The sequence below is a fragment of the Zhengella sedimenti genome (assembly GCF_046506625.1).
In the GTDB taxonomy this organism is placed as follows: Bacteria; Pseudomonadota; Alphaproteobacteria; order Rhizobiales; family Rhizobiaceae; genus Zhengella; species Zhengella sedimenti.
Window position 1 is genome coordinate 208750 of record NZ_JBKFFP010000003.1, and the last position, 16182, is coordinate 224931.

A 16182-nucleotide genomic window follows, 5' to 3' on the forward strand; every position below is an offset into this window, starting at 1 on the left:
CGCTTCGAGCCCGATGCAGACCGGGTTGGCAGGGCCCGGACCTATCGCGCTCGATCCGATTTCGCCTTCATTGCGTTGCGCACGAGCTTGCCGAAGGCGCGGTCCTTTTCGCGGCGCTCGGCGAGGGTGGCGGAGTTGAAGGCGTCCTCGGCCTGGAGCTTGCGCCAGCGGGCGAGCCGTTCGGAATCGAGCCTGCCGTCCTCGATCGCGGACCGGACGGCGCAGCCGGGCTCGGTCTCGTGCCGGCAGTCGGTGAAGCGGCAGTGGGCGGCCAGTGTGTCGATATCCTCGAAGACATCGGCGATGCCCGCGGCGGCGTCGGTCAACTGCAATTCTCGCATCCCCGGCGTGTCGAGGACCAGGCATCCACCCGGCGTGGCGTGCAATTCGCGTCGGGTCGTGGTGTGCCGGCCCCTGGCATCGTCCTCGCGGACGCCCTGGGTCGCGATGATCTGCGCACCGAGCAGCGCGTTCGTCAGGGTGGATTTGCCGACGCCGGAGGAACCGAGGAAGGCAACGGTGCGGCCGGGCTTGCACCAGTCGGCCAGCGCCTCCGCGGGCTCGGCGCCGCGCGCGTCCAGCGCCACGACCGGCACCCGCTCCGAGACGGCGCTGGCCGCTTCGACATAGGGCGCGGTGTCGTCGGTCAGATCCGCCTTGGTCAGGACGATCACGGGGGCGATCCCGGCCTCGAAGGCCAGCGCGACGTAGCGCTCCAGCCGCGCCACGTTGAAATCCGCGTTGCAGGAGGTGACAACGAAGACGGTGTCGATGTTCGCCGCGACAAGCTGCACCTCGCGGCCGGTTCCCGGTGCGCGGCGCTTGATCAGGCTCTCGCGCTCCAGCACGCGGCTCGACCTGGGGCGTGCGCGGTCCAGCAACAGCCAGTCGCCGACCGTGGCGTCCGGTCCCGGCGGGATCGTCTCGTCTATGCCGTCGCCCGCTACCTGCAACCCGCTGCGATGCACGGCGACCACGCGCACCGGTGGCGTGGCGGTCAGCGCATCGGCGTCGATCTGCCGCGCGAAGGCCGGGCCCCAGCCCAGCCGCTCCAGCGCCGTGGGCTCGCGCCGTTTTGGCGTGGCTCCGGGCATGAAGGCGGAGTAATCGCGGACCATGGGACTACCAGAGCGCTGGATCGTCGAAGGCGGCGACGCAGCGCGCCGGCCCTCGCAAGGGCGTCAGCGGCGCCCGAGTCAGGGATTGCGCGATCCAGCCCTGCGGCTGCTGGAGCGGCTGCGGCGCGGGCAGATCGGCCTCCGAGACGGGCTTGAACCCCACGCGGCCGTAGAAGGCCGGGTCGCCATAGGTCACGGCGATGTCCACGCCCTCCTGCCTGAGCGCATCGAGGCCGTGGGCGATCAGACGCTGCCCGATCCCCAGGCCTTGCCGTTCGGTCGCCACCGCCACGGGCGCCATCATGAAGACCGTGCGCGGATCGCCTTCGTAAGTGAGGCGCGTGAAGAAGATGGCGCCGAGGAGCGTTCCGTCCTCCCAGGCGGTGAAGACACGCAGATCCTCGGGCGGCGTCTCGGCGATCAGGCGGCGTGCGAGGGCACCGATCAGCGCGCCTTCCTCCGCGCCCTCGGAAGCGCTGAATGCCGCCGCGAAGAGCTCCGCGATCGTCTCGGCATGGGTCTCGTAATCCGTTGAATAGTCCATGACTCGATCCTCTCTGGTGCCAGGCGGGGTCAGACCCGCTCCAGCACAAACATCTCGTAGCTGAACTGCCCGCGTCCGGCCTCGAACACGGCGATCTCGCGGCGCAGGTCGTCAAGGACACGGCTCCCCGCGAGATCAGGCTCCAAGGCCTCGAGCCGCGCGGCAAGCGGGCGATAGTAGGTCTCCATCCCATCCGGCCCGATGTCGAAATGGCCGAGGACGCGGTAGCCCGTGCGCTTGGCCTGTGCGACGCGGGTCGCGGGCGTCGTCATAGCCGGGTATTCCGCGGTCCAGAATTCGCGGATCTCGTCGTCGGGTTTGTCGGTCCGCCAGACCATGTCGGAGACCACGAGGACGCCGCCTGGGCGCAGGAGCGCCCGCCAGTCCGCAAGCGCCTTTTCCACGCCGAGGATATAGGCGCTGCCCTCCGACCAGATCACATCCCAGGGACGCTTTGGGGGCGGGATTGCGGCCATGTCGACGTTCTGCACCTCGATCCGGTGGGCGAAACCGCGCGCTGCGATCCGCGCCCTGAGCTTGTCGAGCGCGACCTCGGCGGTGTCGGTGGCCGTGATCCGGGCTTTGCTCGCTTCGGCCAGCGTCATCGTCGCCATGCCGGGGCCGCAGCCGATCTCCAGGATCGTCTCGGGCTCGAACGGCAACATTGTCAGCGCCCGGCGTGTCGCCTCGGCCGTTCCCGGGCCCCAACAATCGAGCCCGGAGAAGACCTGCATGAAACCGGCCATGTAGGCGTCGTGGGCGTTCATGTCCTTGGAGACCAGCGCGACCAGCCCCGCCTCCGCGCTGGAAAACCCTTGTGACATGAGCCAGGCGCGGTGCAGATCGGGCGCGACCCGTTCGACCTCCTCGTGCCAGCCCTTCAGGCTGGCGCGGCCGAGAAGTGCTGCGAGCAGGTCGCGCGACCGCGTCTTCTCGGCGGTCTCGCGCTCCAGCGTCTCGAGCCGATGGCCCAGCATCTCGCGGTCGAGCTTTCCATCGAGGCAGGCCTGACACTCCTGCAAGCTGAGGCCGCCCGCCTGGAGCTGTTGCATCAGACGCAGCCGCTGCCGGTCGGCGTCGGAATAGACGCGATAGCCGTTCGCCTGCCGCTTCCCCTTCAGCAGGCCGAGCTTCTCGTAATAGAGCAGCGTCGCGCGCGACAGGCCCACGCTCTCCGCCAGTTCCGAAATCCGCATCATCCGCCGCCCTGTCCGCTCACACCGATTCTCGACCGTTGAAACCGTCATAAGGTGTGAAGCCATAGTCAGGTCAAGCTTCGGTGAGGATGAAAGCCTGCTTCGTCCGCAAAGCGGCCGCGTCATCGTCCGACGCGCTTTGCTTCCTTTCGTGGAAAACAAGGACAATTTTGATGCACACAATGCGTTCAGGGAGTGATGCGGCCTGAGAATCGGTGGCATCCGGCCGGTCGAAACCTCGCGGTCCATGCCTTCTTCAGCACGCGCCGGAGTAACTGCACTTACTTCAAAGTGGGGGCGGGATCGCTTCCACCCTCACTCCCACTCCATCTGCTGGAACACGGCCTGCGCATTGCGGCCGGCAAGAGCCTCGAACTGCTCAAGATGGCTGAACGCCGACTGGTCCACCTTGACCGAGCCGATGATGTCGCCGCCCGCGTCGATATGCGCGCGCATCCGGTCACGCAGGTTTGCGAGGTAGTCCCATGTGTCCGACCGTGCCCGTTCCAGCGTCGTGGGATCGCCGTGGCCTGGAACGACGTGCAGCGGGTCGAGTGCTGCCATCGCCTCGAAAGCCTCGAGCCAACCCGCCGAGCTTGAGAACTCCAGCACGCCCAGAAGCCGCTCGGTGAACACGATGTCACCCGCGAAGACGACCCGTTCCCCGGGCAGCCAGACGAAGGCGTCACCCGGCGTATGGGCGGGTGCGGGGTGAACAATCTCGATCCTGCGGCCACCGACCGCAAGCCCGAGCCTGTCCTCGAACGTTTCGGCGGCATGGACGGGTTCCGTGCCGGCAAGGCCCCCGCCGATCAGCTGGCTGAGCATGGTCATCTGCATGGAGGCGCGCGCCTTCTGGTCCTCGACCGCCGCTGTAGAGGCGATGATCCGGGCACCCTGTCCGGTCCAGTAGCCGTTGCCCATCCAGCGGTGGTCCTGCCCGCCGGTGTTGATGACCAGCGTCACGGGTTTGTCGGTCAGGTCCCGGATCGCCGCGTGCAACTGTTCGGCCCCCTGGTAACTGCCGCCCGCGTCGACCAGGACCGCGCCCTCGTCGGTTTCGATCAGGCCGAAGGTGGCATTGTTGCCGAGATTCTCCGGGCTGCGCTGACCCTTGTCGCCCACGATGGCCCATACGCCCTCGGCCACCGGCAGGCTGCGCAATTCAGCGAGCGCCGGGGTGGCAAGGGTCAGCGCGGCCAGAAAGCCGAGTGCGGCGCACGTGCGGGTCAAAAGGAACTGCATGGGGCGCTCCTCATTCGCAGTTGTTGTGGCGGCGCCACATCGCCGGATCGTGGCCTTCGGGCACGTTGGCGCAGGGGTCCGCCGCGCCGTAGCCCCGCAGTTGGTTGTAGCGCGCGACCTGTTCGGCCGTGAGCAGGGGCGGCGTTTCCAGATGCCGCGAGAGATGAATCAAGCGCAGTTCGGCACGCGCGGCAGCGGCGGTGTCGATCAGGTCGCGCAAAGCCTGCGACGTCAGATCGCCGTCGCTAAAGGCCGCCTCGATGGCCGCCTCAGCCGCGATCAAGCGTTCTCCCGCCGCCTGCGCCTCGGCCTGCATGGCGGCGAAGATCGCTTCGATGGCGGTCACCTGTTCGGGCGACAGACCGATCCGGTCTTTCAGTTCCAGAAGATGCGCCGGCCCCGGCACACCGTTGAGTTCCGCTGCAAGCGCGAGGCCCCAGCCGCGGCCTGCGCGCAGATCCTGGATGTCCCCGGCAGACAGGCTCTTGATCTCGCGGCCTTCCATGCCGGCATAGGGGGAATGGGCCTGATGCTGCGCAACCGCAGTGAGGGGAATGGCCAGAACGAGACAAGCGAGCGCAAGACGGATCATCGGGAGACTCCTGTGATTTTCTTTCCTCTCTCGCATCTGCCGGCGGCGATGCATATGATTGGTATCATGTCAGACCTGTTCGAGCCTGTCTTTGCCGATGCGGCCGCGCGCGAGTTCGCGGCTGGAGACGTGCTGTTCCGCGCCGGCGACCCGGTGGCGTGGATGATCCTGCTGCGGGCCGGACAGGCCGATCTGGTCCGCCATACGGGCCATGGGCTGACGATGATCCTGCAACGCGCCGGGAGCGCGCAGATCCTCGCCGAGGCTTCCGCCTGGTCGGACGCCTATCATTGCGATGCGGTAGCGGTCGAGCCCTGCGTTGCGGCGCTCCTGCCGCGCGCGGTGTTCCTGGCGAGGCTGAGAGCTGATCCCGACCTTGCGGAACGTTGGGCGAGGAACCTGGCGCGCGCGGTCCAGGCGGCGCGCTTCAGGGCCGAACTTCGATCATTGCCGCGGGTCGCGGATCGTCTCGATGCCTGGCTCGCCGAGGGCCACAACCTGCCGGACAAGGGCCGCTGGCAGGAGGTGGCCGCCGAACTGGGCGTCACGCGGGAAGCGCTCTATCGCGAATTGGCCCATCGCCGCTCGAAGAGCCGCGCGTGATTTTCGTCTGGTATCCCATTGCGGCCTTCATCGGGGCGCGCCTCTATCGCCTGTAGCGGCGTCCCTATCGCGAACTCTGTTCCGTGGATGTAGGCTGCGGTCACCGCCTTGGCGCGATACAGGCTGTCCTTGACCCGGATCACGGTGAGCGGCAACGCCAGCAAGACCATGACCATGCCGCAGACCAGAAGCCCCGGCCGCGCGCCCGGCCACCTTGCGGTACAGGCCGTCAGGATGCCGGCAAAGCCTCCTGCCCGGTCATCACCCATTGCCCTTGATGGCCAGGCGGAGCTGCTTCTCGATCTCGATGATCGCGAACAGCAGGACCCCCACGCCGACAATGATCATGCCGTCGAAGAGCGGGACCGCCTGCGTGGAGAAGACACGCTGCAAGGGCGGCAGATAGGTGATGGCGAACTGGGCCGCGGTCACTGCGATGACGGTTGCCCAGATCACCGGTGTCGCCCGCACCGCCTTCCAGGTCAGGGATGTGCCGTAGATGTTGCGGACAATGAACAGGTAGGCGATCTCCATCACCACCAGCGTGTTCAGTGCCATCGTGCGCGCAAGGTCGATCGAATGGCCCCGGTCCGTCGCATAGGCATAGATGCCGAAGACGCTGGCAAAGAACAGGCTGGAAACGAGCACGATCTGCCACGCCATCTGGCCCGTCAGGATCGGTTCGTCGCGCGGACGCGGCGGGCGGCGCATCGTGTTCTCCTCGGTCGGCTCGAAGGCCAGCGCAATGCCCAGCGTCACCGCGGTGATCAGGTTGACCCAAAGGATCTGGATCGGCGTGATCGGCAGCGTCATGCCGAAGAGAAGCGCGACGACAATCGTCATGGCCTCGCCGGCATTGGTGGGCAGCGTCCAGCTGATGACCTTCTTGATATTGTCATAGACGGTCCGCCCCTCGCGCACGGCCGCCACGATGGAGGCGAAGTTGTCGTCGGCGAGCACGAGTTCGGCGGCTTCCTTCGCCGCCTCGCTCCCCTTCATGCCCATCGCGATTCCCGCGTCCGCGCGCTTGAGTGCGGGTGCGTCGTTGACCCCGTCGCCGGTCATGGCGGCCGTGATGCCCTGCGATTGCAGTGCCATGACGAGGCGCAGCTTGTGCTCCGGGTTGGTGCGGGCGAAAATGTCGGTCGTCGAAATTGCCATGGCCAGTTCCGCGTCGTCCATGGCGTCCAGTTGGCGGCCAGTGAGCACATCGCCTGGATTTTCCAGGCCGATCATGCGGCCGATCGCGGCTGCCGTTCCGGCGTGATCTCCGGTGATCATCTTGACGCGGATCCCCGCCTCACGGCACTGCGCCACAGCCTCGATGGCCTCGGGACGCGGCGGGTCGATCAGTCCGACAAGGCCGATCAGCACGAGGCCGCCTTCCACATCCGCGAAATCGAGGGCGGTCTGGTCATTGCCGACCTGGCGTGTGGCGATTGCCAGCACACGCTGGCCGCTTTCCGCCATGCTGTCGGCGGCCCCGGTCCAGAAGGCTTCGTCCAGCGGTTCGCTCCGCCCGTCGGGGCCGCGCTGCTCGGCGCACATGGCCAGGACCTGTTCCGGCGCGCCCTTGACGAAGATGTCGGCATGGCCCGGATGGTCGTGATGAAGCGTGGCCATGAACTTGTGGCGGGAATCGAAGGGGATCGTATCGGTGCGGGTGCGTGCCGACAATTCACGGCTGACATCGACGCCGACCTTCCCGGCCAAGGCCAGCAGCGCGCCTTCCATCGGGTCGCCTTCCACCACCCAGCCTTCGTCACGCCGGTGCAGCGAGGCATCGTTGCAGGAGGCAGCTGCGCGCGCCAGTGCTGCCAGGTGAAGCTGGTCCATTCCCCTGACCGGTGCCTGTGCCAGCAGCACGGCGCCTTCCGGTTCGTATCCGTTGCCTTCGAATGCGTAGCGATGGCCGGTGACAGCGACCGACGCCACCATCATCTCGTTGCGCGTCAGCGTGCCGGTCTTGTCCGTGCAGATGACCGAGACGGAGCCCAGGGTCTCGATGGCCGGCAGACGGCGCACAATGGCATTCCGCCTGGCCATGGCCTGGACGCCGACGGCAAGCGTGATGGTGAGGACAGCCGGCAGGCCTTCGGGGATCGCGGCAACCGATAGCCCGACAACGGCCATGAACATGTCGTTGAAGTCGTGATGCTCGACGAAATAGCCGAAGACAAGAAGGATGGCCGCGATCAGCAGGATGAGTATGGTCAGCCAGCGGGCAAAGACGTTCATCTGCCGCACCAGCGGCGTCGTCAGCACCTCCACCGTGGACAGGAGGCCGCTGATGCGTCCGATCTCGGTTCCGGCACCGGTTGCAACGATCACGCCGCGGCCCTGGCCGCTGGTCACCATGGTTCCGCTATAGGCCATGCAGGAACGGTCGCCGAGCGGTGCATCGGCCGGAACGGGTGCGGTTGTCTTGTCCACGGGCACGGATTCGCCGGTCAGGATCGCTTCCTGCACCTGCAATCCATGGGTGCGTATGAGCCGCAGATCGGCCGGCACCTTGTCGCCGGCCTCAAGCAGGACGATATCGCCCGGCACCAGCACTTCGCCGTCGACGCTGCGCCGCTCGCCGTCGCGCAGGACGGCAGCATGGGGTGCCAGCATGCGGCGGATGGATTCCATCGCCTTTTCCGCCTTGCCTTCCTGTATGAAGCCGATGACCGCATTGGCGATCACGACCGCCAGGATCACCGCGGTATCCACGTAGTGTTGCATGACAAGGGTGATGGCGGCCGAACCAAGCAGGACGTAGATCAGGATGTTGTGGAAATGGGAGAGAAAACGGAGCGCCGCATGGCGTTTCGGCGGCTCGGGCAGGCGGTTGGGACCGTGCTTTTCGAGCCGGCGCGCGGCGTCCTCGCCCGAAAGACCCGCTGCCGTGGCGCCGAGGCTCTCCAGGCATTCGTCGATCGTGCCGGAATGATGATGGGATGTCATATGTTGCTCTTGCCAGGTTGATTGACGGGCGAACGCCATGTGCGGTTCACCAGAGGATCAGAGCAACTGTGCTAATGTTCAAGGGTGCAAGGGCGCATATGCCGGGGTAACTCACCATGACGTGCTTGAGGCGCGACGACCGGAGACGCATCCGCAGTTTCATATCCAACTGGGTTCGGTCTTACCGCCACATTGACTTCTTCCGGCTCAGCACGCACCGCAGCAACTGCACCCGCCTCGGTGTCGGGGCGGGGTCGCGGCCGTCCGAGATCATCCTCAGGAAGGTGATCCACGCCTTCTCGTTTTCGCCCAATCCCGAAATCGTCATTTGCCGAAAATCCCCCTGATGGCCGCACGCGCCCGGGTCGTCAGCGCGGGGTCGCTGTTGTCGCTGGCGTCGCGCAACTCGTCCAGCCAGGCGGCCTCGTTCACGGTCACGACCGCGCGGAAGATCTGCCGGATCGCCGTCTCCGTCGTCGGGCTGTCATGCTGGTCGAGGGCCATGCGGAACAGCAGGGCCGCGTCGCATTCGAGTGCCTTGGCCAGCGCAGGCACGCGGTCTAGCGCCAGCTTGGACGATCCGTTCTTGATCAAGGACATGATATTCGCGTTGGTGAAACCAGCCTCGGCGGCGATCTGCGCCTGCGTCTTGCGATATTTCAGTTCCAGCACCCTCCTGGTGACGAACTTCGCCAGGAGGGTGTCTGCGTAAGGGCGGCCAGGCTTGCGGGTGGACATGATCAGCGTCTCCATCTGCACACGCGACATGAGTGCTTCTGATGAGCGCCATGCAAGGGGTCAGCGGAGAGTTGTCAGGGGGAAGAAAACTTGTGAGAACAACAGGTTGTCGCAATTGCGGCGATGTGAGGGTAACAGCCTTCAGGTTCACTGAACCTAAAGGGAACTACGTAGAATGCCGCCAAGTGCTTGAAAAGGATGGTGGGCGTGACAGGGATTGAACCTGTGACCCCTACGATGTCAACGTAGTGCTCTCCCGCTGAGCTACACGCCCATCCGTGGAGCGGCATAGACCACAAAGCGGGTGCGCCCGTCAATAGGTTCGCGAAGCAAAAAAACCGGGTGCCCGAAGGCCAATAAAAAAGCCCGCGCAGGGCGCGGGCCGCATCGGCTTGAGCTTCCTGCGGACAGGTGTATCAGGCCGCTTCCAGCATCTTGGAAACCTCGGCGACGAGGTCTCGCAGGTGGAAGGGCTTGGACAGGATGCGGGCATCCTTCGGGGCCTTGGAATCGGGATTGAGCGCCACGGCGGCAAAGCCCGTGATGAACATGACCTTCAGATCGGGGTCGATCTCGGTCGCCCGGCGGGCAAGTTCGATCCCGTCCATCTCCGGCATGACGATGTCGGTGAGGAGCAGGTTGAACGGTTCCTCGCGCAAACGCTCGAAGGCGGAAGCGCCATTGTCGAAATCGCAGACGTCGTAGCCTGCCTTCTCCAGCGCCTTCACCAGGAAGCGGCGCATGTCGTTGTCATCTTCTGCCAGTAGGATGCGCGTCATGGTTCCATGTCCGTTGGCGCAGGGACCGTCCTGCGTATCTTGACCATGCCTCTTCTATGACGCGGCGGGGGTAAACATCAAGTGAATGAAAGCCCCGCCGGTTTCACCCGGCAAGCCGTCCTCCGGCGGCAGCCCGTGACTGGACAGAGGGCACGCGGACTGCCATTGTCCCGTTGCTGGGATACGGAGACGGCATGAGCGACATGGCAAGCGACGTGGCGGATGATTTCCGGACGGTTGCGCCGTTTCACGCGCTCATGCCGGATCGCCAGACGGTTCCCTTCGTCTTCAATTCGCCGCATAGCGGCCGTCATTATCCCAGGCGCTTCCTCGACATGGTGCGGCTTGACGCCCAGGCGATCCGCAGGTCGGAAGACTGCCACGTGGACCTGCTGTTCCGGCACGTCGCACAACAGGGGGCGCCGCTGCTGTCGGCCGGGTTCCCGCGCGCCTATCTGGATGTCAACCGCGAAGCCTACGAACTCGATCCGAAGATGTTCAGCGACCGGTTGCCGCCCTTCGTCAACATGCGCTCGGTCAGGGTCGCCGGCGGGTTGGGAACGGTGCCGCGCATCGTGTCGGAAGGCGTCCATATCTACGATGGAAAGCTGCGCGCGGCCGAGGCCCTGCTGCGGGTGGAGCATTACTACAAGCCCTATCACGCCCGCCTTCGCCGGATGCTGCTGACCACGCACGCCCTGTTCGGCATGGCCGTGCTTGTCGACTGCCATTCCATGCCTGCCTCCGTGCGGGTTCCCGACAACGGGGGGGCGGCCGATTTCATCATCGGCGACCGGTTTGCGACGGCTGCCAGTCCGGCACTCAGCGACCATGCCATCGCGCTGCTGAAGGGCATGGGCTACCGCGTGGCCTACAACAAGCCCTATGCCGGCGGATTCATCACCGAACACTACGGCCGCCCGGCCCGGGGCCTGCACGCCATCCAGGTGGAGGTCAATCGCGGCCTTTACCTGAACGAGGCGACCTATGAGCCGACGGCGGGTTTCGATGCCCTGCGCGCCGATCTCGAACGGTTCACGGATGCCCTTGCCGCATTGCCGCGCGAAATGCTGGCGCCACCCGTCCTCGCGGCCGAGTGAAACAGCCGCGACGGACCGAAAAAAAGACCGCGACGCAGGGCGGCGCGGTCCAAGTCTAGGGAGGAAACGCCCAAGGAGGGCATGGACAGGACTGGCCTGTCCGACTACAGGTTATGTTGCATCGCAAAAAAGTCAACCGGGATTAACTATTCCTCAATTGTACCTTGGTGCAGGGTCGGCTGTGTCCTGCCGCCCGGGGGCATCACTCACCGCACGGACAGACCCCATGACCGGATTTGCCGATTTCTTCCGACAGGCCGCCGAAGCCGCCGCGCGCGAGGGGCTGCCCCGTTTCCGTACCGGGCTTGGCGTGGACAACAAGCTCGACGAGGGGTTCGACCCGGTCACGGAAGCCGACCGCGCCATCGAGCGGGCCATCCGCGCGCTGATCGCCAGCGCCTATCCGGATCACGGGATCCTGGGCGAGGAAGAAGGCGGAGAGGGGCTGGACCGCGATTGCGTCTGGGTCATCGATCCGATCGACGGGACGCGGGCCTTCATCTCCGGCCTGCCGGTCTGGGGAACACTCATGGGCCTGACCGAACAGGGTGACGCGGTGGCCGGCATGATGGCGCAGCCCTTCACCGGCGAACTCTTCTACGGCGACGAGACCGGCGCCCATTACGAAGGCCCCGGCGGACCGCGCCGGCTGGCGACACGCAAGACACCTTCGCTTTCGCAGGCATCGCTGTTCACCACCTCGCCCGCTCTCTACCAGGGCGACATGCGGCGCAGGTACGATGCGCTGGAACGCGTGGTGCGCCTGCCGCGCTATGGCACCGACTGCTATGCCTTCGCCATGGTCGCAGCCGGTCACGCCGACATGGCCTGCGAATGCGGCCTGAAGCCCTACGACATCGTCGGACTGATCCCCATCATCGAGAAGGCCGGCGGCGTCGTCACGCGATGGGATGGCGGTCCGGCCGAGACCGGCGGGGACATCCTCGCTTCGGGCAATCCGGCGCTCCATGGCGAGGCCCTGGCGCTGCTGAACGGCTGACGGGGGCCGGCCGGACCATGGCCGGTTTCAGGCTGCCGGTTCCCCGTCGAAGAAGGCAAGCATGGCAGCCATGAAGGGCGCGCGGTAGGCGTCGGCTTCCTGCATGATTTCATGGCGGGCACCGTCGATGGTCAGGCAGGACCCCGAGCGCATCCGCCGGCCGTAATCCTCCACCGCGCGCAGCGGCACGATCTGGTCGGCGCCGGCGGCAACCAGCAGGGCGGGTATGCGCAGGCCGGCAATGAATTCCGGGTCGCGCACCGTCTCGATCGCCTGGATCGCGGCGTTCACCCAGCCGGCGGTCGGTCCGCCAAGCGCAAGTTCGCGGTGCCTTTCATAGAGGGTGGCATTGCGCATGTAGCGGTCGTAGTCGCTGGTCAGCTTGTTTCCCATGAAGGGTGCGATCTCGCGCGGGCGCTTTCCTCCGGCGATATACATGGTGCCCAGCCCGATCATGGTGAGGAAGCGCGCCACGAAGGCGATGCCGCCTTGCGACAGTGGCGGATGGCTCAGTTCGAGCAGCGGCGAGGCCAAGACCATGCGGCGGATGCGGTTGACCATGCGGTCGCTGGCCAGCAGCGCGACCAGCGCGCCGGTCGAATGGGCAAGGACGTGGAACGGCGCGCGGCAATCGGGAAGGATCACGTCGGCGAAGACCTGCTCCAGGTCGTTCACATAGCCGTCGAAATCATCGGCATGGCCCTTGCCGCGATCGCGCAGCAGGCGGGTGGAGCCACCCTGGCCACGCCAGTCGAAGGTGGCGCATTCATAGCCGGCAGCCGAAAGCTCGGTGATCGTCTCGAAATACTTCTCGATGCACTCGTTGCGGCCATGCAGGATGATGATGGTGCCGCGCAACGGCCGGCCCGTGGCCGGAAACCGCGCATAGCGCAGGCGCATGCCGTCGCCCGTCACCACATGGCCCGCAACGGCGCCCTCGGGCACCGGGTTCTGCGGCATTGCGACAAGCAGATCTCTTTCCTGTCCGGCGGCAACGTCCATGCAATGGCCATGTCTTTGCGAGTAACAGCGCTCCGGCATAGTCAGGCACGGCTGCAAAAGCAAAGAAAATGTGGCGGGCGGGAGGAGATGCGGCGGACGCCAGGCGGTCGGGCCGGGGCCTTTCGCAGGTCGGGAAGAACGCGGATCCGGGAGGAAGGGACGATACACCCGGATCCGCTCCGCCATCCGGCCTTGTCTGCCGTCCGAGCGTTGAAGGGAGAATGCCACGGTCTGCCTGAACGCAGGCGGAAGGAGCTGTTCATGTGCCGTTCATGCGCTGTGGGCGTGGCAATCCCGCGCCGTCTTGAAACCGGCACGCCGCCTTCCCAAATGGTGGATGCAGCCGCCGAAATCGGGGCTGCTGGTCCGCACCGGAACGCCAATACGGGTTTCATGCGCGGGGCCAAACGCAACAACACGTCGCTTCCCATGGAGGACTTACCATGCGTCACGTCGATTTTTCCCCCCTCTACCGTTCCACCGTTGGCTTCGACCGTCTCTTCACCATGCTCGACAGCCTTGCCCAGCCGGACAATGGCCAGTCCTATCCGCCCTACAACATCGAGCGCACCGGCGAGAACGCCTACCGCATCACCATGGCGGTGGCCGGTTTCTCCGAGGCCGACCTTACCATCGAGGCCAAGCGCAACACGCTGACCATCAAGGGTGAGAAGAGCGAGGAAGAGAAGGACGAGGGCCGCGAATTCCTGCATCGCGGCATTGCCGCGCGCAGCTTCGAGCGCCGGTTCCAGCTTGCCGACCACGTCGAGGTAAATGGCGCGGAACTGGTCAACGGCCTGCTGCATGTCGATCTCAAGCGCGAAATCCCGGAAGAGATGAAGCCGCGCAGGATCGCCATCGCCGAAGGCGGCCGCAAGGACGCCAGGCAAATCGAGGCCAAGGCCGAGTAATCCGGACGGTCCGTTTACGGCTTCCAGCCATGACAGGGCGGCGCTTCACGGCGCCGCCCTTTTCGTTTGCGCGGTCAGGCCGCGCGCCCTGCCATGACGGCCGGTGCGGCTGCCTGGCGGCGGGCAATCAGCCCGTCAAGGGACACGAGGCCGGCGCCCTTGAAGACCAGATAGGCAAGCGGCAGGACCCAAAGCAGGCGCTGGTCGGCGATGATGGCGTCGGGGAAGCGGTCGAACAACGCGCCCGTGGCCTCCGCGCCGATGTTGTGGAACATGACGTCGACATAGCTCTGCACCGCGATGAAGCCGATCATGCCGAAGGCGGCCAGGCGGGTGGCCAGTCCAAGGACAATGAGCAGGGGCAGCGCGAACTCGGCATAGGTGCCGAAGATGACGATGATCTTCCAGGGGAAGAAGGCGACATTGGCGGTATCGTAGCCGGCCGCCTCGATAACCGGCGGCAGCATCTGGTAATAGGCGCCGTCGGAAATGGTGAAGAAGCCGGCAAACCCGGCTCCGACCTTGGTAAGGGCGGAATTCCAGTAATAGCCGAACAGGACGGAGGCGAAGGCCATACGGGCTGCCAGGCCCATGAGCCAGCGGTCGCTGATGGCTTCCAGCCTGCCGGCCACGGCCGCGTGGAGGCCGGCCATCCGTTCGATCATCGCGTTCATGTCAGTTTTTCCTCTCCTGTTGCGCAAGCCGATTCGATGCCGGCCAGGGCGCCCGCCGCCAGCAGCAGGCCCAGGCTGACGCCGATATCGAATGCTCCGGATCCGGCGGCTTCTCCCGCCGTGTGGGCATCTTCAAGGGTCGCGCCTGCCAGCAGGCGGGCAGCGAAGACGCCGGCGGCCTCGTCGAGCACGCGTGTTTCCACGTTCAGGTGCGGGCGCGTCACGAGCACGGTCTGTGGGCCGCCGGGACTGGCGGGCAAGCCCGCGCGCCCTGCCTCCATCAGGTCCGCGATGGCGAAGGGCGCGGCAATGATGCGGGCGGCGGGGTGCGGCCTGAACCGGGTTTCCGCCAGGGATTCCGGCGCGATGGCGGAAAGGGCGCCCGCGTCCATTGGCGCGGCATCGGCGGCGTGCCAGGCATCGAGCCAGGCGCTTTCCAGCCGTGCCAGATGGGCCAGCCATGGCATTTGCTGGCGGGCCGGGGGAAAACGGTCCAGAAAGGCCGGAAAATCGCGGCCGAGTTCCGCCAGGACGGGCGAGCGCGGCGGGCATTCCTCAAGGTAGAGGCGGGCCACATGGGCGAAGCGTTCCTTGCCCGCCAGCGCGGCCACGGCCGGGAAGATGTCGGCGATGGCCGTCACCAGCGAATGGACGACATTGTTCCGGTAAACGGCAAAGCGGCGAACGGCCTTGCCGCCACCGCGCCGGGTGACGCCCGCCGGCATGGGTGCCAGCGGGTCGGTCAGCGCGCCGGCGAAGGCGTTGCGGTTCCAAGCGGTTTCAGAGGCACGCATGACGCTTGCCCATCATGTATGTAGTGGCGGCGTCGTCGAGTATGGCCTGGGCGGCTTGCGCCTCGGCCTTGAGAACCGGCCATTCCGGCAGGTCGGCGTCCCATTCCACCAGGGTGGGCAACGGGCCGGTCTGGCCGATGATGGTCCGGTAGAGCGCCCAGACCGGATCGGCGACCGGGCGGTCATGGCTGTCGATCAGCAGCGGTTGGCCGTCGTCATCGGCCTGCGTGTCATGGCCGGCCAGATGGATTTCGCCGACATGGTCGAGCGGAAAGCGGCCGAGATAGGTCATGGGCGAAAAGCCGTGGTTCGTCGCGGACACGAAGACGTTGTTGAGGTCGAGGAGCAGGCCGCATCCGGTGCGCCGCACCACCTCGGCGAGGAATTCGGTCTCCTCCCAGTCCGATTGGGCGAACAGCACATAGGTGGCGGGATTTTCCAGCAGGATGGTGCGGCCGATGGCCTCCTGCATGCGGTCGACATGGTCGCAGACGCGCGCCAGCGTCGCATTGGTATAGGGCAGCGGAAGCAGGTCGTTGTAGAACACGCCGTCATGGGTGGACCAGGCGAGGTGTTCGGAGACGAGGGCCGGCCGGTAGCGGTCGACCAGTGCCGCGAAGCGGGCAAGATGGTCTTCGTCGAGCGGGTTTTCGCCGCCGATCGACATGCAGACGCCATGCAGGGACAATGGGAAGCGGTTGCGGATCCCGGCGAGCGCGGCATGGGGCATGCCGCCGGCGCCCATGTAGTTTTCGGCATGAACCTCGAAGAACAGGCCCGCGGGCGCATCCTCAAGGATGGCGTTCAGGTGCTGCGGCTTGAATGAGGCGCCGGCGAGGCCGGCAATCGCGTGATCCGGAAACGAAGGCCGCGGGGCCATGGCGAGAGGTGAGGGGATCATGGAACGGGCCTCCTGTTTCCGGATCGACGCTGCGCT

General features: G+C 66.0%; 17 protein-coding genes and 1 tRNA gene. 4 read left to right on the forward strand and 14 right to left on the reverse strand.

Annotated features, from left to right (window positions below; translation table 11 throughout):
• Positions 1–41: 41 nt before the first annotated feature.
• The 5 genes from rsgA to ACLB6G_RS10430 form a co-directional block, all read right to left on the reverse strand.
• Positions 42–1118, reverse strand: coding sequence for a ribosome small subunit-dependent GTPase A (rsgA, locus tag ACLB6G_RS10410; protein ID WP_410356104.1), 1077 nt, complete (start codon positions 1116–1118; stop codon positions 42–44).
• A 4-nt stretch (positions 1119–1122) separates the two neighbouring features.
• Positions 1123–1662 (reverse strand): GNAT family N-acetyltransferase, encoded by a 540-nt coding sequence (locus ACLB6G_RS10415; protein WP_410356105.1) that lies wholly within the window; start codon positions 1660–1662, stop codon positions 1123–1125.
• 29 nt (positions 1663–1691) lie between these two features.
• Positions 1692–2861 (reverse strand): MerR family transcriptional regulator, encoded by a 1170-nt coding sequence (locus ACLB6G_RS10420; protein ID WP_410356106.1) that lies wholly within the window; start codon positions 2859–2861, stop codon positions 1692–1694.
• Between the two features lie 312 nt (positions 2862–3173).
• Positions 3174–4103, reverse strand: a complete 930-nt coding sequence (locus tag ACLB6G_RS10425) for an MBL fold metallo-hydrolase (protein WP_410356107.1) — start codon at positions 4101–4103, stop codon at positions 3174–3176.
• Positions 4104–4113: 10 nt separating this feature from the next.
• Positions 4114–4695 carry a Spy/CpxP family protein refolding chaperone gene (locus ACLB6G_RS10430; protein ID WP_410356108.1) on the reverse strand — a complete coding sequence of 194 codons (582 nt, stop codon included), beginning with the start codon at positions 4693–4695 and terminating at the stop codon, positions 4114–4116.
• 66 nt (positions 4696–4761) lie between these two features.
• On the opposite strand from ACLB6G_RS10430, the gene ACLB6G_RS10435 reads away from it, so the two are divergent.
• The gene (locus ACLB6G_RS10435; protein WP_410356109.1) at positions 4762–5298 is read left to right on the forward strand and encodes a Crp/Fnr family transcriptional regulator; all 537 of its coding nucleotides are present in this window, start codon (positions 4762–4764) and stop codon (positions 5296–5298) included.
• Here ACLB6G_RS10435 and ACLB6G_RS10440 read toward each other — a convergent pair.
• The 5 genes from ACLB6G_RS10440 to cpdR all read right to left on the reverse strand — a co-directional run bounded on the left by ACLB6G_RS10440 (position 5256) and on the right by cpdR (position 9764).
• Positions 5256–5567, reverse strand: coding sequence for a hypothetical protein (locus tag ACLB6G_RS10440; protein ID WP_410356110.1), 312 nt, complete (start codon positions 5565–5567; stop codon positions 5256–5258). The two genes, ACLB6G_RS10435 and ACLB6G_RS10440, sit on opposite strands and share 43 nt — an antisense overlap.
• Positions 5560–8247 (reverse strand): cation-transporting P-type ATPase, encoded by a 2688-nt coding sequence (locus tag ACLB6G_RS10445; RefSeq protein WP_410356111.1) that lies wholly within the window; start codon positions 8245–8247, stop codon positions 5560–5562. The genes ACLB6G_RS10440 and ACLB6G_RS10445 overlap by 8 nt, the downstream gene beginning before the upstream one ends.
• A 324-nt stretch (positions 8248–8571) precedes the next feature.
• Positions 8572–9015, reverse strand: coding sequence for an XRE family transcriptional regulator (locus ACLB6G_RS10450; RefSeq protein ID WP_410356112.1), 444 nt, complete (start codon positions 9013–9015; stop codon positions 8572–8574).
• A gap of 169 nt (positions 9016–9184) precedes the next feature.
• Positions 9185–9259, reverse strand: a tRNA-Val gene (locus ACLB6G_RS10455).
• A gap of 142 nt (positions 9260–9401) precedes the next feature.
• Positions 9402–9764 (reverse strand): cell cycle two-component system response regulator CpdR, encoded by a 363-nt coding sequence (gene cpdR / locus ACLB6G_RS10460; protein WP_099306048.1) that lies wholly within the window; start codon positions 9762–9764, stop codon positions 9402–9404.
• Positions 9765–9958: 194 nt separating this feature from the next.
• Here cpdR and ACLB6G_RS10465 point away from each other — a divergent pair, with 194 nt between their 5' ends.
• Together ACLB6G_RS10465 and hisN are read left to right on the forward strand one after the other, a co-directional pair.
• Positions 9959–10864: an N-formylglutamate amidohydrolase gene (locus ACLB6G_RS10465; RefSeq protein WP_410356113.1), complete on the forward strand. Its 906-nt coding sequence runs from the start codon at positions 9959–9961 to the stop codon at positions 10862–10864.
• A gap of 226 nt (positions 10865–11090) precedes the next feature.
• The gene (gene hisN / locus ACLB6G_RS10470; protein ID WP_410356114.1) at positions 11091–11864 is read left to right on the forward strand and encodes a histidinol-phosphatase; all 774 of its coding nucleotides are present in this window, start codon (positions 11091–11093) and stop codon (positions 11862–11864) included.
• A gap of 27 nt (positions 11865–11891) precedes the next feature.
• On the opposite strand, the gene ACLB6G_RS10475 is transcribed toward hisN, so the two are convergent.
• Entirely contained in the window at positions 11892–12866 is a 975-nt protein-coding gene (locus tag ACLB6G_RS10475; protein ID WP_410356115.1) for an alpha/beta fold hydrolase, read from the reverse strand.
• Between the two features lie 443 nt (positions 12867–13309).
• Here ACLB6G_RS10475 and ACLB6G_RS10480 point away from each other — a divergent pair, with 443 nt between their 5' ends.
• Positions 13310–13777: an Hsp20 family protein gene (locus ACLB6G_RS10480; protein ID WP_410356116.1), complete on the forward strand. Its 468-nt coding sequence runs from the start codon at positions 13310–13312 to the stop codon at positions 13775–13777.
• Positions 13778–13851: 74 nt separating this feature from the next.
• Here ACLB6G_RS10480 and ACLB6G_RS10485 read toward each other — a convergent pair whose 3' ends face one another.
• Genes ACLB6G_RS10485 through bufB form a run of 3 tightly spaced genes read right to left on the reverse strand, consistent with a single transcriptional unit; the run spans position 13852 to position 16146 of the window.
• Positions 13852–14451 carry a DoxX family protein gene (locus ACLB6G_RS10485; RefSeq protein WP_410356117.1) on the reverse strand — a complete coding sequence of 200 codons (600 nt, stop codon included), beginning with the start codon at positions 14449–14451 and terminating at the stop codon, positions 13852–13854.
• Complete coding sequence (locus ACLB6G_RS10490; RefSeq protein WP_410356118.1) at positions 14448–15245, reverse strand: HvfC/BufC family peptide modification chaperone; 798 nt, start codon at positions 15243–15245, stop codon at positions 14448–14450. The genes ACLB6G_RS10485 and ACLB6G_RS10490 overlap by 4 nt, the downstream gene beginning before the upstream one ends.
• The gene (bufB, locus tag ACLB6G_RS10495) at positions 15232–16146 is read right to left on the reverse strand and encodes an MNIO family bufferin maturase (protein WP_410356119.1); all 915 of its coding nucleotides are present in this window, start codon (positions 16144–16146) and stop codon (positions 15232–15234) included. The genes ACLB6G_RS10490 and bufB overlap by 14 nt, the downstream gene beginning before the upstream one ends.
• Between the last annotated feature and the right edge of the window lie 36 nt (positions 16147–16182).

Bases quoted from the DNA above. Each gene is read 5' to 3' on its own strand.
- ACLB6G_RS10450 (WP_410356112.1), bottom strand. From the start codon at position 9,015: ATGTCGCGTGTGCAGATGGAGACGCTGATCATGTCCACCCGCAAGCCT.
- cpdR (WP_099306048.1), bottom strand. From the start codon at position 9,764: ATGACGCGCATCCTACTGGCAGAAGATGACAACGACATGCGCCGCTTC.
- ACLB6G_RS10440 (WP_410356110.1), bottom strand. From the start codon at position 5,567: ATGGGTGATGACCGGGCAGGAGGCTTTGCCGGCATCCTGACGGCCTGT.
- ACLB6G_RS10445 (WP_410356111.1), bottom strand. From the start codon at position 8,247: ATGACATCCCATCATCATTCCGGCACGATCGACGAATGCCTGGAGAGC.
- ACLB6G_RS10490 (WP_410356118.1), bottom strand. From the start codon at position 15,245: ATGCGTGCCTCTGAAACCGCTTGGAACCGCAACGCCTTCGCCGGCGCG.
- ACLB6G_RS10435 (WP_410356109.1), top strand. From the start codon at position 4,762: ATGTCAGACCTGTTCGAGCCTGTCTTTGCCGATGCGGCCGCGCGCGAG.
- ACLB6G_RS10425 (WP_410356107.1), bottom strand. From the start codon at position 4,103: ATGCAGTTCCTTTTGACCCGCACGTGCGCCGCACTCGGCTTTCTGGCC.
- bufB (WP_410356119.1), bottom strand. From the start codon at position 16,146: ATGATCCCCTCACCTCTCGCCATGGCCCCGCGGCCTTCGTTTCCGGAT.
- ACLB6G_RS10465 (WP_410356113.1), top strand. From the start codon at position 9,959: ATGAGCGACATGGCAAGCGACGTGGCGGATGATTTCCGGACGGTTGCG.
- ACLB6G_RS10420 (WP_410356106.1), bottom strand. From the start codon at position 2,861: ATGATGCGGATTTCGGAACTGGCGGAGAGCGTGGGCCTGTCGCGCGCG.
- ACLB6G_RS10480 (WP_410356116.1), top strand. From the start codon at position 13,310: ATGCGTCACGTCGATTTTTCCCCCCTCTACCGTTCCACCGTTGGCTTC.
- ACLB6G_RS10485 (WP_410356117.1), bottom strand. From the start codon at position 14,451: ATGAACGCGATGATCGAACGGATGGCCGGCCTCCACGCGGCCGTGGCC.
- rsgA (WP_410356104.1), bottom strand. From the start codon at position 1,118: ATGGTCCGCGATTACTCCGCCTTCATGCCCGGAGCCACGCCAAAACGG.
- ACLB6G_RS10430 (WP_410356108.1), bottom strand. From the start codon at position 4,695: ATGATCCGTCTTGCGCTCGCTTGTCTCGTTCTGGCCATTCCCCTCACT.
- ACLB6G_RS10475 (WP_410356115.1), bottom strand. From the start codon at position 12,866: ATGGACGTTGCCGCCGGACAGGAAAGAGATCTGCTTGTCGCAATGCCG.
- ACLB6G_RS10415 (WP_410356105.1), bottom strand. From the start codon at position 1,662: ATGGACTATTCAACGGATTACGAGACCCATGCCGAGACGATCGCGGAG.
- hisN (WP_410356114.1), top strand. From the start codon at position 11,091: ATGACCGGATTTGCCGATTTCTTCCGACAGGCCGCCGAAGCCGCCGCG.